Origin of the sequence: Micromonospora sp. NPDC047812 (assembly GCF_040704175.1) — a bacterium.
GTDB lineage: Bacteria > Actinomycetota > Actinomycetes > Mycobacteriales > Micromonosporaceae > Micromonospora.
In genome coordinates, this window is sequence record NZ_JBEYRY010000001.1 from 842574 (window position 1) to 856771 (window position 14198).

At 74.6% G+C, this 14198-nt stretch carries 16 protein-coding genes; 6 read left to right on the forward strand and 10 right to left on the reverse strand.

Annotated features, from left to right (window positions below; genetic code table 11):
• The first annotated feature begins 24 nt into the window (after positions 1-24).
• Positions 25-633, forward strand: a complete 609-nt coding sequence (gene pdxT, locus AB0883_RS03810; protein WP_366639208.1) for a pyridoxal 5'-phosphate synthase glutaminase subunit PdxT — start codon at positions 25-27, stop codon at positions 631-633.
• Positions 634-673: 40 nt separating this feature from the next.
• Here the strand turns inward: pdxT and AB0883_RS03815 are convergent, their stop codons facing one another.
• Positions 674-1525 carry a helix-turn-helix transcriptional regulator gene (locus tag AB0883_RS03815; protein ID WP_366639210.1) on the reverse strand — a complete coding sequence of 284 codons (852 nt, stop codon included), beginning with the start codon at positions 1523-1525 and terminating at the stop codon, positions 674-676.
• 104 nt (positions 1526-1629) lie between these two features.
• Between AB0883_RS03815 and AB0883_RS03820 the strand changes: the two genes are divergently transcribed.
• The 4 genes from AB0883_RS03820 (at position 1630) to AB0883_RS03835 (ending at position 4452) form a co-directional block, all read left to right on the forward strand.
• Positions 1630-2289 (forward strand): NAD(P)H-dependent oxidoreductase, encoded by a 660-nt coding sequence (locus AB0883_RS03820; protein ID WP_366639212.1) that lies wholly within the window; start codon positions 1630-1632, stop codon positions 2287-2289.
• A 2-nt stretch (positions 2290-2291) separates the two neighbouring features.
• On the forward strand, positions 2292-2588 hold the full coding sequence (locus tag AB0883_RS03825) for a hypothetical protein (protein WP_366639213.1): 297 nt from the start codon (positions 2292-2294) through the stop codon (positions 2586-2588).
• Positions 2589-2821: 233 nt separating this feature from the next.
• Positions 2822-3571, forward strand: coding sequence for a YebC/PmpR family DNA-binding transcriptional regulator (locus AB0883_RS03830; RefSeq protein WP_366639215.1), 750 nt, complete (start codon positions 2822-2824; stop codon positions 3569-3571).
• Between the two features lie 194 nt (positions 3572-3765).
• A complete protein-coding gene (locus tag AB0883_RS03835; RefSeq protein WP_366639217.1) occupies positions 3766-4452 on the forward strand; it encodes a DUF402 domain-containing protein in 687 nt (228 codons plus the stop codon).
• A 201-nt stretch (positions 4453-4653) separates the two neighbouring features.
• Here the strand turns inward: AB0883_RS03835 and AB0883_RS03840 are convergent, their stop codons facing one another.
• From AB0883_RS03840 to AB0883_RS03870, 7 genes are all read right to left on the reverse strand, one after another.
• A complete protein-coding gene (locus AB0883_RS03840) occupies positions 4654-5718 on the reverse strand; it encodes an ABC transporter permease (RefSeq protein ID WP_366639218.1) in 1065 nt (354 codons plus the stop codon).
• A complete protein-coding gene (locus AB0883_RS03845; protein ID WP_366639219.1) occupies positions 5715-6608 on the reverse strand; it encodes an ATP-binding cassette domain-containing protein in 894 nt (297 codons plus the stop codon). Before AB0883_RS03845 ends, AB0883_RS03840 begins: the two co-directional genes overlap by 4 nt.
• Positions 6609-6689: 81 nt before the next feature.
• Positions 6690-7382, reverse strand: a complete 693-nt coding sequence (locus AB0883_RS03850) for a response regulator transcription factor (RefSeq protein ID WP_366640270.1) — start codon at positions 7380-7382, stop codon at positions 6690-6692.
• A 23-nt stretch (positions 7383-7405) separates the two neighbouring features.
• A complete protein-coding gene (locus AB0883_RS03855) occupies positions 7406-8692 on the reverse strand; it encodes a sensor histidine kinase (RefSeq protein WP_366639220.1) in 1287 nt (428 codons plus the stop codon).
• 160 nt (positions 8693-8852) lie between these two features.
• The gene (locus AB0883_RS03860; protein ID WP_366639222.1) at positions 8853-9800 is read right to left on the reverse strand and encodes a permease prefix domain 1-containing protein; all 948 of its coding nucleotides are present in this window, start codon (positions 9798-9800) and stop codon (positions 8853-8855) included.
• Entirely contained in the window at positions 9797-10138 is a 342-nt protein-coding gene (locus tag AB0883_RS03865) for a PadR family transcriptional regulator (protein ID WP_089001033.1), read from the reverse strand. The genes AB0883_RS03860 and AB0883_RS03865 overlap by 4 nt, the downstream gene beginning before the upstream one ends.
• A gap of 132 nt (positions 10139-10270) precedes the next feature.
• Positions 10271-10882, reverse strand: coding sequence for a hypothetical protein (locus AB0883_RS03870; RefSeq protein WP_366639224.1), 612 nt, complete (start codon positions 10880-10882; stop codon positions 10271-10273).
• Between the two features lie 195 nt (positions 10883-11077).
• Between AB0883_RS03870 and AB0883_RS03875 the strand changes: the two genes are divergently transcribed.
• Positions 11078-12514 carry a serine/threonine-protein kinase gene (locus AB0883_RS03875; RefSeq protein ID WP_366639226.1) on the forward strand — a complete coding sequence of 479 codons (1437 nt, stop codon included), beginning with the start codon at positions 11078-11080 and terminating at the stop codon, positions 12512-12514.
• Here the strand turns inward: AB0883_RS03875 and AB0883_RS03880 are convergent.
• Together AB0883_RS03880 and AB0883_RS03885 are read right to left on the reverse strand one after the other, a co-directional pair.
• A complete protein-coding gene (locus AB0883_RS03880; protein WP_366639228.1) occupies positions 12436-13407 on the reverse strand; it encodes an NmrA/HSCARG family protein in 972 nt (323 codons plus the stop codon). The two genes, AB0883_RS03875 and AB0883_RS03880, sit on opposite strands and share 79 nt — an antisense overlap.
• A 98-nt stretch (positions 13408-13505) precedes the next feature.
• On the reverse strand, positions 13506-14198 hold the full coding sequence (locus tag AB0883_RS03885) for a hypothetical protein (protein ID WP_366639230.1): 693 nt from the start codon (positions 14196-14198) through the stop codon (positions 13506-13508).

Consider the following 14198-nt stretch of genomic DNA (forward strand, 5'->3'; position numbering starts at 1 on the left):
CAGGTCGACGAGAGGAACGGTGACATGAGCGACGCACCCGTGATCGGTGTGCTCGCCCTCCAGGGGGACGTCCGCGAGCACGTCGCCGCGCTGGCGGCGGCCGGCGCGGACGCCCGCCCGGTACGCCGTACGCAGGAGCTGGACGCGGTGGACGGGCTGGTCATCCCCGGCGGCGAGTCCACCACGATCAGCAAGCTCGCCGACATCTTCGAGCTGCGCGAGCCGATCGACAAGCGCATCGCCGACGGCATGCCGGTCTACGGCTCCTGCGCCGGCATGATCATGCTGGCCAGCGACGTCCTCGACGGCCGCCCCGACCAGCGCGGCTTCGCCGGCATCGAGATGACCGTACGGCGCAACGCGTTCGGCCGGCAGGTCGACTCGTTCGAGGCGTCGGTGGGGATCACCGGCGTCGAGGGCGGGCCGTTCCACGCGGTGTTCATCCGGGCGCCCTGGGTCGAGCGGGTCGGCGACGGCGTCGAGGTGCTCGGCACGGTGACCGAGGGCCCGGCGGCCGGCCGGATCGTGGCGGTGCGGCAGGGCAACCTGCTGGCCACCTCGTTCCACCCGGAGCTGACCGGCGACGCGCGGGTGCACGCGTACTTCGTGGCGATGGTCCGGGCGTCCCGCTGAGTGGCGGCGACGGGTCCTCCGTTGGGGAGGGCCCGCCGCCTCAGCCGGCCACCGGGCGCAGGTGCCCGGGCAGGCGGCCCCGTAGCCGGTCCAACCCGGCCGCAGTGGCCGCGTCGGCGGGAACGTGGACGACGAGACGCTGGTGGTCGCTCTCGGCGAACTCCAGCGTCTCGTAGGTCAGGCGCAGCAGCCCCACCTCCGGGTGCCGCAGCCCCCGCACGCCGGTGACCGGCGCGGCCACCGGTCGCCGCTGCCACCGCTCGGTGAAGGGCGCGCCGACCGTACGGGCGAGCCGCTCGGCGAAGTCGTCGACGGCCGGGTCACCCTGGCGCAGCCGGTGCAGCTCGGCGATCTGGTGGTCGGCCAGCTGTGCCCAGTCGGGGAAGTGTTCGCGGGCGCGCTCGTCGGCCAGCACGAACCACACCAGGTTGGGGCGGTGACCGTCGAAGAGGCCCAGCGGGCGGGCCAGCCGGTCGAACGGATCGTTCCAGGCCAGCAGGTCGCCGAGCCGGTTCAGCACGTACGCGGGGGAGTCCCGCAGCGCGTCGAGCACCGCGCCGACGGTCGGCCGAACCGTGCGGGAGACCGTCTGCCGCTCACCCGCACACAGGCTCCGGCCGTGGTTCGCCGCCGCCAACTGCCGCAGATGCTCGCGGTCGGCGTCGTCGAGCAACAGGGCGTCGGCGAGTGCGGCGAGGATCTCGGGCGACGGATGGGTGTCACGGCCCTGTTCCAGGCGGGTCAGGTATTCGACGCTGACCTGTGCGAGCGTCGCCAGCTCGGCTCGACGCAGCCCGGGTGTGCGCCGCCGAAAGCCTGCGGCGAGGCCGACCTGGGCCGGCTGCACGGCTTCCCGGCGGCTACGCAGGAACGCGCCCAGTTCTCCGTCCATCACCCGGCCATCCTGGCAGTGTTCCGCCGACGGAGGGTGGCCCTGTCGGGGCCACCCTTGCGGCGGTCTCCCCACGCCGCCGGACCGGTCGCAGGCTCGTCGGCATGGAGAACGCACAGACAGCAGGGCCGGTCCGGATCGGCCTGATCGTGGGAAGCACCCGTCCCGGCCGGCGTGGCCCGGCGGTCGCGGGGTGGGCGACGGAGGTCGCGGCGGGGCACGACGCGGTGCGTTCCGGTGGGGCGACCGTGACGGTGCTGGACCTGGCGGAGCAGCAGTTGCCGCTGCTCGACGAGCCGGTGCCGGCGATGTTCGGCGACTACCGGAACCCGCACACCCGCCGCTGGTCCGCCCTGGTGGGGGCCTGTGACGCGTTCGTGTTCGTCACGCCGGAGTACAACCACTCCGTGCCGGCCGTGCTGAAGAACGCCGTCGACTACCTCCACGCCGAGTGGAACGGCAAGCCGGCCGGAATACTCAGCTACGGCGTGCGGGGCGGCACCCTGGCCGGCGAGCACCTACGGCAGATCCTGACCGAGGTGCGGGCGATGGTCGTGCCCACCGCGGTCTCGCTGACCGTCTTCACCGACTTCGACTTCTCCGGGGCGGATCCAAGCGATCCGACGGCACCGGGGCGGATCGCGCCGGCGACCGAGCGGGCGGAAGCCCTGTCGGCGATGCTGACGGAGATCGTCGCCCAGGCGCACGAGCCGCGCCCGGGTGACCCGGTGGCGGCCGACGCCGGCGCGGAGCGGGTGGGATGAGCATGGAAACGATCATCATCAGCTACCGGGTCCGGGCCGGGCACCTGTCGGAGCACCTGCGCCTGCTCGGGGCCGTACACGAGGAGGTGGCCCGGACCCAGCCGGCCGGGCTGCGGTTCGTGACGCTCCAACTGGACGACGAGCGGAGCTTCGTGGACATCGCCGTGGCGCCCGAGCTGCCGGGCCCGTTGCCGGAGCTGGAGTCGTTCCGCCGCTACCGGCCCGGCTTGGAGGACCGGTGTGAACAGCGGTCCACCTCCGGGTTCAGAGTGCTGGGCTCGTACGGCTTCGGGACCTGACCACAGCCGCGTTTTCGTCCCGTCTGTCCCGTTGCGGGCGGGCGGGGCGGGGCGGCGGCGCGCGGCGCGGTGACAGCGACCCGCCGGGCGTCGGTAGGATTGCCGAGATTCGGCGGGGCCAGCTGCCCGTCACGGCTTTCCCGCAGGGCTGACCGGCACCACCGCGTGCGCCGGCGGGAGCGGGGCGTGCGCGGTCGGTCGATGCAGACGGCGGGTAGCAACGGAGGTAGCAGATGTCCGGCCACTCAAAGTGGGCGACGACCAAGCACAAGAAGGCGGTCATCGACGCCAAGCGCGGCAAGATGTTCGCCAAGCTGATCAAGAACGTCGAGGTCGCCGCGCGGACCGGCGGCGGTGACCCGGCCGGCAACCCGACGCTCTACGACGCCATCCAGAAGGCGAAGAAGAACTCGGTCCCCAACGACAACATCGACCGGGCCGTCAAGCGCGGCTCGGGCCTCGAGGCCGGCGGCGCCGACTGGCAGACCATCATGTACGAGGGCTACGGCCCGAACGGCGTCGCGATGCTGATCGAGTGCCTGACCGACAACCGCAACCGCGCGGCGACCGAGGTGCGGACCGCGCTGACCCGTAACGGCGGCTCGCTCGCCGACGCGGGCTCGGTGTCGTACATGTTCTCCCGCAAGGGCGTGGTGATCGTCCCCAAGGGCGCGACGACCGAGGACGACGTGATGATGGCGGTCCTCGACGCCGGCGCCGAGGAGGTCAACGACCTGGGCGAGGCGTTCGAGGTGGTCTGCGAGCCGACCGACCTGATCGCCGTGCGGACCGCGCTCCAGGACGCCGGCATCGAGTACGAGTCGGCCGAGTCGTCGCTGATCCCGAGCGTCAACGTCCCCCTCGACGAGGACGGCGCCCGCAAGATCTTCAAGCTGATCGACGTCCTGGAGGACTGCGACGACGTGCAGAACGTCTACGCGAACTTCGACGTCAGCGACGAGGTGATGGAGGCCGTCGGCTGATCCCGACGTCCCCGGTGCGCGGGCCGGCGCCGCCGCGACCGCCGTCGACTCCCGAGCGGGAGCCGACGGCGGGAGGCGGTGGCCCGCGCGTCGCCCCCGAACCGGCGCGTTCTGTCCGACATGCGACCGATTTCGTCGGACGCGCGGGGTTCGTGCTCGGGGGTGTGCCGTCCCGCGCTGGCTAGGCTGCGGAAGTGGATCTTCCGGGCGAGGCGGGGCGAAGCGGTGGCCGGGCGGGCGACGGCGGCCGGTTCGCGCCGGGCGACGTCGTGGTCCGGCGCGAGATCCTGCGCGGCGAGGTGTGGTTCGGCTGCCCGACGATCTGCGTCGAGGACTCGCCCGACCTGCTCGTGCTCTACCTGCCTCCGGGCGCGGAGTTCGGCTTCCCCGAGGCCGGCCGCTTCCCGTGCGGGCGGCACCCGTGGCAGGCCGCCGGGCACCGGGCGTGGAGCGGGCACGGCAAGCTCATGCTGCACCGCCCGGGTGAGGCGCATTCCGTGGACGTCTTCTGGGCCGGCCCGCAGCGCGCCTTCGCCGGTTGGTACTTCAACCTCCAGGAGCCGTTTCGGCGTACGCCGATCGGGGTGGACACCCTCGACCACGAGCTGGACCTCTGGTGGGGCGCCGGCGACGACCGCTACGTCTGGAAGGACGTGGAGCTGTTCGCCCAGCGCCTCGACGAGGGGCGCTACCCGGGGATGGCCGAGGCGATCCGGGCCGAGGGCGACCGGATCGCCGCCCTGCTCGACGCGGGGGAGCGCTGGTGGGACGAGGCCTGGTCGGCCTGGCGCCCGGACCCGGCCTGGCCGGTGCCGACCCTGCCGTCCGGCTGGGACACCGTCCCACCGTCCGGCTGGGACACGGCCCCACCCTCCCGCTGACCGCGCGCCACGGTGGCCGACCCGGAACCCCACCGTCCCTGCTGCTCGCCGCGGGCCGGTGTCTCCGAAACGATGATCGTCGCCCGGCGCCTGACGCGTCGCGCCGGTGGCGTCCGCCGCCGACCGGCGACGCGGCATCCGCCGTCGACCCGCGCGTGCCACGGCGGCGCCGACGGGCCGGTGGCCCGCCGGCGCCGGCGCTCAGCCCAGCGTCTTCTCCCGCGACCGCCACGCCGTCCGCACCGAGGTGCGGCCGTTGGTGCGCAGCAGGGAGCCCTCGTACACCCGGGCCCCGGCGGCCACGAACGCGGCGGCCGCGACCAGCAGCAGGGCCAGGGACACCAGCGGCTCCCAGCCGGCCGCGTCCCCGGTGAACAGCCGCAACGGCATCGCCGTCGGCGCGGAGAACGGCAGGTAGGACAGCACCCGCATGGCCGTCGCGTTGTCGTTCAGGAAGATCACCGCGAAGAACGGCAGCATGACCGCGAGCTGTACCGGCGTCGACACGCCCGCGATGTCCTCCTGGCGGTTCACCAGTGCGCCGGCCGCCGCCCACATGGCCGCGACCAGCACGAAGCCGAGCAGGAAGAACGGCAGGAACCAACCGATCGCCGGGGCCAGCAGCGAGAGCAGCCCGCCGCTGTCGCCGAACTGCACCCCGACGAGGGCGACCAGGGCGACCAGCGCGATCTGCCCGAGGGCCAGCACCGTGCCGGCGATCATCTTGCCGGCCAGCAACGCCCGTACCGGCACCGCGGCCACCAGGATCTCCACGATCCTCGTCTGCTTCTCCTCGACGATGCTCTGCGCGATCTGCACGCCGAAGGTCTGCGAGGTGACGAAGAAGATGAACGCGAAGGCGAACGGCACCAGGAAGGCCACCACCGGGTCCACGGCGTCGGGGTCCAGCAGCCGGACCGCGGGCTGCGTGCTCAGCGCCGCCACCACGTCGTCGGGGGCCTCGTCCATGGCGAGCACCGCCGGCCCGGAGACCACCGCGGCGTCGACGTCGCCGTCGCGTACGGCCTGCTCGGCGGCGCGGTCGTCGGCGACGGTACGCACCTCCAGCCCGGCCTCGCGCAGCGGGCCGGCCGCCGCAGCGGTCACCGCCACGCTCGACGGGCCGCCGGAGAGCAGCGGCGGCAGGATGGTCGCGGCGGCGGCGATCAGCAGGAAGAACAGGGTGCTGAACAGGAAGGTGCGGTCGCGCAGCTTGACCCGGATCTCCCGGGCGGCGACCAGCCGGGTGGCCTGCGTGGTGTTCACTGGGCGACCTCTCGGAAGATCTCGGTGAGGGAGGGGCTGACCGGGCGGAACGCGCGGACGGGGCCGCGCGCCAGCGCCGCGTGCAGCACCGGCTGCTCGTCCGTGCCGGGCGCGAGGTCGAACACGGCGCGCGCGCCGTCCAGGTCGACGAGCGTCACCCCCGGCTGGTCCCGCAGCCAGCCGGCGTCGGTCTCCACCACCAGCTCGTACCGGGGCACGGTGTAGGTGGCGCGCAACTCCTCCCGGCTGCCGGCGGCCCGGATCACGCCGCCCCCGATGATCACCAGGTCGTCGCAGAGCCGCTCGACGACGTCCAGCTGGTGGCTGGAGAAGAGCACGGGCGCGCCCGCGGCGGCCCGCTCCCGCAGGACCGCCACGACCGTGTCCACGGCCAGCGGGTCGAGCCCGGAGAAGGGCTCGTCGAGCACCAGCACCTCGGGGTCGTGCACCAGGGCGGCGGCGATCTGCGCGCGCTGCTGGTTGCCCAGCGACAGCGTCTCCAGCAGGTCGTCGCCGCGCTCGGCGAGCCCGACCCGCTCCAGCAGCGCGTCCGTGTCGCGGCGCGCGGCGGCGGCGCTCATCCCGTGCAGCCGACCCAGGTAGGCGACCTGGTCCCGGACGCTCATCTTCGGGTAGAGGCCGCGTTCCTCCGGCATGTAGCCGAAGCGCCGGCGGGCCTGCCGGCTCAGCGGCGCTCCCTGCCAGGTGATCTCGCCGGCGTCGGGGGCGAGCACCCCGAGGATGATCCGCATGGTGGTGGTCTTGCCGGCGCCGTTGCCGCCCACGAAGCCGGTCATCCGGCCGGCGGCCACGTCGAAGGACACGTTCTGGAGCACCCGCCGGTCGCCGAAGCTTCGGTCGACGCCGTCGAGGCGGAGCACATTGGTCACGGCGCCCACGCTAGATCGTCGGCCGCCGCCCGCCGTCCGTCCCGAGATCGAGCAGGACGTCCCCCTCGTGGCGGAGCCGGGTCAGCCGCCGGGGCGCACCACCCCGTGCTCGTACGCGAACACCACCGCCTGCACCCGGTCGCGCAGGCCCAGCTTGGCGAGCACCCGGCTGACGTGCGTCTTCACCGTCGCCTCGCCCAGGTGCAGCTCGGCGGCGATCTCGGCGTTGCTGGCGCCGCCGGCGACCAGGACCAGGACCTCCCGTTCGCGGGGGGTGAGATCCCGCAGCGCCGCCTCGGGAGCCGTCCTCGGGCCGCCCGGCGTGACGGGCTCGCCGGGGCGGGCGAAGGTGGCGATCACCCGCCGGGTGAGTTCCGGGGCGAGCAGACCGTCGCCCCGGGCGAGCACCCGGATCGCCTCGATCAGGGCCTCCGGGGTGCCGTTCTTGAGCAGGAAGCCGCTGGCCCCGGCGCGCAGCGCGGCGAACAGGTAGTCGTCCCGGTCGAACGTGGTGAGGATCAGTACGGCCGGCCCGCCCGGCCCGTCCTCCTCGGCGGTGATCCGCCGGGTGGCCTCCAGCCCGTCGACCCCGGGCATCTCCACGTCCATCAGCACGACGTCCGGACGCAGCGCCCGGGTCATGCTGGCGGCGCGCTCCCCGTCGGCGGCCTCCCCGACGACCTCGATGTCGTCCTCCACCTCCAGGATGACCCGGAAGCCGGTGCGGACCAGGTGCTGGTCGTCGGCGAGCAGCACCCGGACCGGACGGTCGATCCCGGGCACCTCGTCCCCGGCGCTCACGCGGGCCGCCCCACCGGCAGCGGCAGCGGGAACCGGGCCCGTACCCGCCAGCCGCCGCCGGCGCGCGGGCCGACCTCCAGCGCGCCGCCGTGGGTGGCGACCCGCTCGCGCATCCCGACCAGGCCGAGCCCGTCGGCGTTCGGGGGGCGGGTGGCCCGTCCGTCATCGGTCACGTCGACCTCCACCTCGTGTGCCAGGTAGCGGATCCGCACGTCGAGCGCGGTCGCGCCCTCGGCGTGCTTGAGCGCGTTCGTCACGGCCTCCTGGGCCACCCGGTACGCGGCCTGCGAGACCGACTCCGGCAGCGGCGTCGGGTCCCCGTACACCCCCATGGTGGCCCGCAGCCCGGCCTCGCGGGCACGCTCGACCACGGCCGTGATCTGGTCTATCCCGGCGGGCCCCGGCTGGTCCGGGCGGTCCGGTCCGCCGTCGCGGGCGCGGAGCAGGCCGAGCATCCGGCGCAGCTCGTCGACGGCCGTGCGGGCGGTCTCCTCGATCGCGCTCAGCGCCGTGCGGGCCTTGACCGGGTCCTTGTCGAACACCCGGCGGGCGGCGGCCGCCTGCACCCCCATCACCGACACGTGGTGGGCGACCACGTCGTGCAGCTCGCGGGCGATGCGGACCCGCTCGCCCACCACCGCGTGCTCGCGGACCTCGGCCTGCGAACGGCGCAGCTCCTCGGCCCGTGCCTGCACCTCGTGCTGACGCCGGGCGGCCAGCCACGCGGTTTCCCCGAAGAAGTACGCGAACCCGAAGTAGAGGCCGTTGACCAGCACCCCGTTCACCATCGCCGCGAGCAACGGGGGCACGGGTCCGACCGCGCGGGCGAACGCGTCGGCGGGGATGTTGGTGTAGGAGGTCGCGTAGTAGAGCCCGAGCCACAGGAACATGGTGGCGATGACGCCGATCCGCAGCCGCCGGGACAGCCGCCGGTCCCGGCCCCACGCGCCCAGCGTGTAGAGGGCGGCGAACAGCGCCCACGAGGCGAGCTGCGTCTCCGGGGCGGAGCGGGCCTGCGCGGCGATGAACGCGACCGAGACCACCAGCGTGACGGCGGCGGGGAACCGGCGTCGCCAGATCAGCGGCAGGGTCACCGCGACGGTCCAGAAGATCTGCTCCGGGCCGGACGGCGGCGGGCCGAGCAGGAACGCGCCGGCGCTGCGGGCCAGGGTCAGGCTGAACAGCGCCAGAACGGTGGCGGCCAACCCGATGTAGACGTCCAGCCGGCGCTGCTCCGGGGTGGGCCCCGGGCGCCGCCAGCCCTCGTCGGTGTCGCTGTTCATCCAGGTCAGGATCTCATCCCGCCGGCCGCCGCCGGTCCGGCACCCGGCCGGCTTCCCCGCCACGGCCACCGCCGGCGCGCCGCGCCCCGTCGAGTGGCCGGCGTCGGCACGCGCCACGGCCCGGCACGCGGGGGCGCGCCGGGCCGTGGCCGTGGTGGGATCAGGTGCGGTTGCGGTACGTCTTGACGGCGCTGTCGAGGATGTCCCAGAGCGTCACCAGCACCGTGCCGGCGATCACGGCGGTCGCGACCAGGTTCAGGTTGTCGCCCTCGCCGAGCCACTCGAAGCGGGCCACCAACTCGGGGTTGAGCAGCCGGTCGGTCGACATCAGCCAGACCACCGGCACCGCGAACGTCAGGTCGAGCACCGCGTTCACCGCGACCAGCGGCCAGGTCCAGCGCCCGGCCCGGTACTTGGCGATCTCCAGGCCGATGGTGGCGACCAGCACCGCGATCAGGAACGGCAGCCAGAAGCTCCACAGCGCCGGGTCGAGGATCGGCAGGTTCTCACCGTCGGTGGGAACGAACGAGCGGAAGTGCTGCATCGGCAGGTAGATGATGATCAGTGCCAGGAAGGTGACCGAGGCGGCGATGTCGGTCAGGGTGATCTGCCGCCCGGCCGTGTCCTCCGGGAGCTGGTCGACGTTCCACTCGGGCAGGTGCAGGGGGGTCTTGGTGCGCTCCAGCACCGCGAAGACCACGGTCACCCAGAAGGCGATCTGGACCGCCACCTGGATGGCGGCGGAGATGCCGGCGCCGATCCCCTCACCCGCGTCGCCGCCGTCGGCGACCTCCAGCAGGCCGACCAGCACGCCGGCCATCGCCGGGATGAAGCTGAGCAGCAGCTTCATCAGCCGCGACCAGGCCAGGTAGTAGGCCGGGCCGATCAGCTGCAACCGGCGGTCGGCGTAGCGGGCGGCGAGCTTGTCCGGGTCGCCCAGCTCCGTGAGCACCTCCCGCTCGGCGGCGGCGGCGTCCTGCCCGCCGGCCGTGCGGCCCTCGACCATGTCCTCGATCGAGGCGCGCAGCTCGGTGGCGATCTCCTCGCGGCGCGCGACCGGCACCGAGCGCAGGGTCGCGGCGAGGTATCGGTCGGTCAGGGTGTTCATCGGTCGGCTCCTTCGATCAGCCCGGTCAGGGAGGTCTGCACTGTGGCGAGGTCGGTGAGGAGGCGGCCCAGCACCGACTCGCCCTCCTCGCTGGTCCGGTAGAACTTGCGTGGCCGGCTCTCCTCGGTGTTCCACTCGCTGGTCAGCAGCCCCTGTTCCTCCAGCCGCCGCAGCAGCGGGTAGAGCGTGTTGGCGTCGACCGGAAAGCCGTGGTCGGAGAGGCGTTGCAGCAACGCGTAGCCGTAGTCGGGACGGCGCAGCGCGACGAGGCTCGCCACCACCACGGTGCCCCGACGCAACTCCTGGAGGTGCGTTCGCAGGATCTCATCGCTCACCATGTGTCACACCATACTGTGTGGCACACACTATTGTCCAGCGACACATCATCGCGTCCGTCAACATCAGTGTGTTCGGGCGAAGCGGACGGCGGCGGACCCCCGGAGGGATCCGCCGCCGCGTGCGTCGGTCGCTCAGCAGGACCGGCCCTCCCGGAAGCCGCGCTCGACGACGGACGCCGGGCCGACCTGGAGGTAGCCGACCCCCGGCCGGATCGGGTGACCGGTGAACAGCTCCACCCGGGGGCCGACGCGTACCAGGTACGCCGAGGCGTCGCCCGCGTCGTTGCGGATCATCGAGCCCCGCGGGCCGTAGATCTCCTCCAGGGCGGCGAAGGACATGCCCACCGCCGCGCCGGCGGGGGTGCGCGGCGGCGCGGTGGCGGTGCCCACCCCCACCAGCCGCCCGTCGAGGAAGGTCAGCAGGACCTTCCCCGCCCAGGCCCCGGTGACGCCGGTGTGGACCGTGCCGTCGCAGTCCGGAGCCACCCAGTCGATGAGGCCGGCCGCCGACAGGCGCGCCAGGTCGGCCCCGATCCGGAACGGCCCGGCGCCCCGGACGCTGATGACCTCGACCTCGTCCCGCCCGGCGGCGGCAGGGCCGGGATCGACGCCGGGGCGGTCGGTCGGGTGCCCGGCGGCGACGGCCGGCCGGGGCGCGGCGGCGGCCGGGGCCGCCAGGGCGATCGGCACGAGCCCGGCCGTGGCCAGCAGGGCGGTGACGACGGTGTACGAGAGACGGTGCACGGGGATCTCCTCCTCGGTGGTGCGGATGTCCTCGTCCTCTTGGTCTCCCGGCCGACCGGATCGGTTCGTCGGGTTCCCGACCGACGCGCTGCGGGACGGCCCAGGCGCGCCGCCGAGGGCTGCCGCCGCACCGACGCGCCGTCTACTGTCGAGGCGGAACGGCGGCCGGCGGTGCCGGTGCCGGGGGGTGGTGCGGTGACCAGTCCGGAGCGGATCGGGCCATACCGGATCGAGCGACTGCTGGGCACGGGGTCGTTCGCGACGGTCTGGCTCGGCCACGACCCGGTGCTCGACTCCCGGGTGGCGATCAAGGTGCTGGCCGAGAACTGGCACCACGACCTGCGCGTACGGGAGCGGTTCCTCGACGAGGCCCGCCTGCTGCGCCGGCTCGACGACGAGCGGCTGATCCGCGTCCACGCCGCCGGCGAGCTGACCGACGGCCGGCCGTACTCGGTCATGGCCTGGGCCGACGGCGGCAGCCTGCACGACCGGCTGGCGGCCGGCCCGGTGCCCCCGACCGCCGCCCTGGCCCTGCTGACCGAGATCGCCGCCGGGGTCGCCGTCCTGCACCGCCACGGCGTGGTGCACCGCGACCTGACCCCGGGCAACGTCCTGTTCCGCTCCGGCCCGGACGGCGAGCGGGTGCTGATCGCCGATCTCGGGCTGGCCAAGGCCCTCGCCGCCGCCTCCGGTCTCACCGCCCGGGCCGGCACCCCCGGCTACATGGCCCCCGAACAGGACGACCCGCTCGCCGTCGTCGACACCCGCACCGACGTGTACGGCCTGGGCCGGCTCGGCCTGCGGCTCCTCGGCGCGGACGCGGAGCGCGTGGCGGGCGACCTGCCGCACCCGGGCGGGGCGGTCCGACTGCGGCAGGGCGTGCCGCCGCAGGTGGCGGCCGTGCTGCGCCGGGCCACCGCACCCCGGCCGGTGGACCGGTACCCGGACGCCACCGCCTTCCGCGCCGCCCTGCGGAGCGCCGCCACCGCGCCTGCCCGCGCGGATCCCGTCCCGCCCGGCCGGGCCGCCGCCCCACCGCCGCGCCCGTTCGCGGGCGGACCGGCGCGTGCGGGGGACCGGCGGCCGGGCCGACGGCGGTTCGGGGCGGTGGCTCTGGGCGTCGCGGCGCTGTTCGCGGTCGGGACCACGGCGGGCGACGCCGCGACCGCCGGATGGGACGCCGACACCGGGACGAGCGGGCCGCTGACGGTCCGGCTGCCGCCCGGATGGCAGGCCACCGGCACCGGCTGGGCCGGCCGGTACGGCCCCGACGGCCGGCTCGAACCGGCCCTGGTGATGTCGCCCGACCCGCACCGGTGGGCCGCCGACCCCACCGTGCCGGGTGCCTTCGTCGGGCTGTCGGCCAGCATCGCCGCGCGCACCAGCCCGGCGGGATTCGTTGCCGAGCGCGCCCATACGGCGTGTGCCGCCCTGCCGGTACGCCGCATCCGGCAGGCGGGCGTGGACTGGGTGGTGGCGCGGTTCACCTGCGACCGGGGCCGTCCCGAGGTCGTCGAGGCCGCCGGGCTCGCGCCCGGCCGCGCCGGCCTGGTCTACGTGCAGATCACGCCCCCGGCCGGCAGCCGAGCCGACTTCGTCGACACGCTGCTCGCCGGGGTGACGGTGAGCTGACCCTCCTGGGGCCCGCCCGATGCCGTGGGCTTCCCGGGCCGGTCACCCTGCGCTGCTAACGCCGCCGCCCGGCCGAGGCGGCCCCGCAGGAACTCCTCGAACGTCAGCAACCAGGGGAACCGGTCCCGCAGGCCGGCGATGTCGGCCTGGTATCCGCTCTCGGCGAACCACCCGTACATGCGGTGCTCGATGGGTTGCGGCTCCAGCCGGGTGGGGGTGCCGGTGAGCGCCTCGTAGATCTCGGCGACCCGCGTGAGGGTCAGCTCGTCCCCGGCGATCTCGATCTGGGCGCCGAGGAAGTCGGCGGGGTGGGTGAAGACGTGCGCGGCGACGCGGCCGATGTCGTCGGAGGCGATCAGCTGGAGCGGCCGGTCGGGCAGGACCTGCAGCCTCAGGACCCGTTCTCCCTGGGCGTCGGCGTAGTGGAGGAGGTTGTCCATGAAGAATGCCGGCCGCAGGATGGTCGCGGGCAGGTCCAGAGCCTGGATGTGCCGCTCGATCTCGGCCTTGGTCTCGAAGTGGTCGATGCCGGTCCGCCGCTCCGCGCCGCCCACCGAGCTGTAGACCAGGTGCGCGACGCCGGTCTCCCCGGCCACGTCGGCGACGGTTCTGCCCTGCCTGATCTCGGCCGCGAGGGCGTCCGGACCGAGCGCCAGGGCCTGGACGCTGAAGACACCGTGCACGCCGCGCATCGCCGCGCGGAGCGAGGTGGCATCGTCCATGTCCCCCTCGACCAGGGTGGCGCCCTGCTCCTCGAGGAGGCGCGCGGCCGGCTTGGCCCGATCGCGGACGAGCGCCCGCACCTGCCAGCCGGACTCGAGCAACCGGTGGGCCGTGGCGCCGCCCTGGTTGCCGGTCGCGCCGGTCACGAGAATCGTCTTCCGCTCCGTCATGACGGTCCAGCCTAGGGAAGGGGCTGGTCAGCCCGGCCTCAAGGGGGACGCCCATCGGCGCAGGTGCATGCCTGGCCGCCGCCGCCCGCGCGTCGGTGCTAGCGCACGACCACGGTGACCGTGTGCGTGGTGCCGCCCTGCGGGATCAGCACGTCCACGGTGCCGGGGCGGACGAACCGGATGTCGACCACCCCGCCCTCGTAGCTGCGGGAGACCAGGTCCTCCCGGTCCACGGTCACCTCGCCCGGGCCGATGCCGATGATCCGCAGCACGCCGCCGGTGGCGAAGCAGAGCGAGGGGAGCAGCGCCAGTTCGGTCTCGGCCAGCACCACGTCGTGACGCACCGCCCCGAAGCAGGTGCCGGGCGGCCCGCTCGGCGACCGCGTCGCGCCCGGCGTACGCCCGGCGGCGGTCGTCGGGGGCGCAGCCGGCGGGGGCCGCCGAGCCGGGGGGACGACGGCCGGCGGGCTCGGCGGACGACCCGGTGTGCTCGGCGACGGCGGCAGGGCCGACGACGGCAGGGCCGACGGGGAGGGCGAGGCCGGGCCGGGGGAGCGGGCGGCCGGTGCCTGCACGGGCAGCGGCGAGACGGGCGCGTCCCCGCCGCCGCACCCCGCGACCGGCACGGCCACGATCATGGCGACCACCGCGATCCTGGCGAGCCGCGGCGCGGCGGACCGTGAGCCGCCGGAGCCGCGCGACGCGCCCCGGCGGACGCCGTCCCCGCCGGCGCACTCCGACTGCTCGCCCGCCCCGGCCTCCGCCGCCGTCCGCCGACGGCCCGAAGTCAC

Excerpts from the sequence above, each read along its gene's own strand:
- pdxT (WP_366639208.1), top strand. The coding sequence starts at position 25 with ATGAGCGACGCACCCGTGATCGGTGTGCTCGCCCTCCAGGGGGACGTC.
- AB0883_RS03815 (WP_366639210.1), bottom strand. The coding sequence starts at position 1,525 with ATGGACGGAGAACTGGGCGCGTTCCTGCGTAGCCGCCGGGAAGCCGTG.
- AB0883_RS03820 (WP_366639212.1), top strand. The coding sequence starts at position 1,630 with ATGGAGAACGCACAGACAGCAGGGCCGGTCCGGATCGGCCTGATCGTG.
- AB0883_RS03825 (WP_366639213.1), top strand. The coding sequence starts at position 2,292 with ATGGAAACGATCATCATCAGCTACCGGGTCCGGGCCGGGCACCTGTCG.
- AB0883_RS03830 (WP_366639215.1), top strand. The coding sequence starts at position 2,822 with ATGTCCGGCCACTCAAAGTGGGCGACGACCAAGCACAAGAAGGCGGTC.
- AB0883_RS03855 (WP_366639220.1), bottom strand. The coding sequence starts at position 8,692 with ATGAACAGCGACACCGACGAGGGCTGGCGGCGCCCGGGGCCCACCCCG.
- AB0883_RS03860 (WP_366639222.1), bottom strand. The coding sequence starts at position 9,800 with ATGAACACCCTGACCGACCGATACCTCGCCGCGACCCTGCGCTCGGTG.
- AB0883_RS03865 (WP_089001033.1), bottom strand. The coding sequence starts at position 10,138 with ATGGTGAGCGATGAGATCCTGCGAACGCACCTCCAGGAGTTGCGTCGG.
- AB0883_RS03880 (WP_366639228.1), bottom strand. The coding sequence starts at position 13,407 with ATGACGGAGCGGAAGACGATTCTCGTGACCGGCGCGACCGGCAACCAG.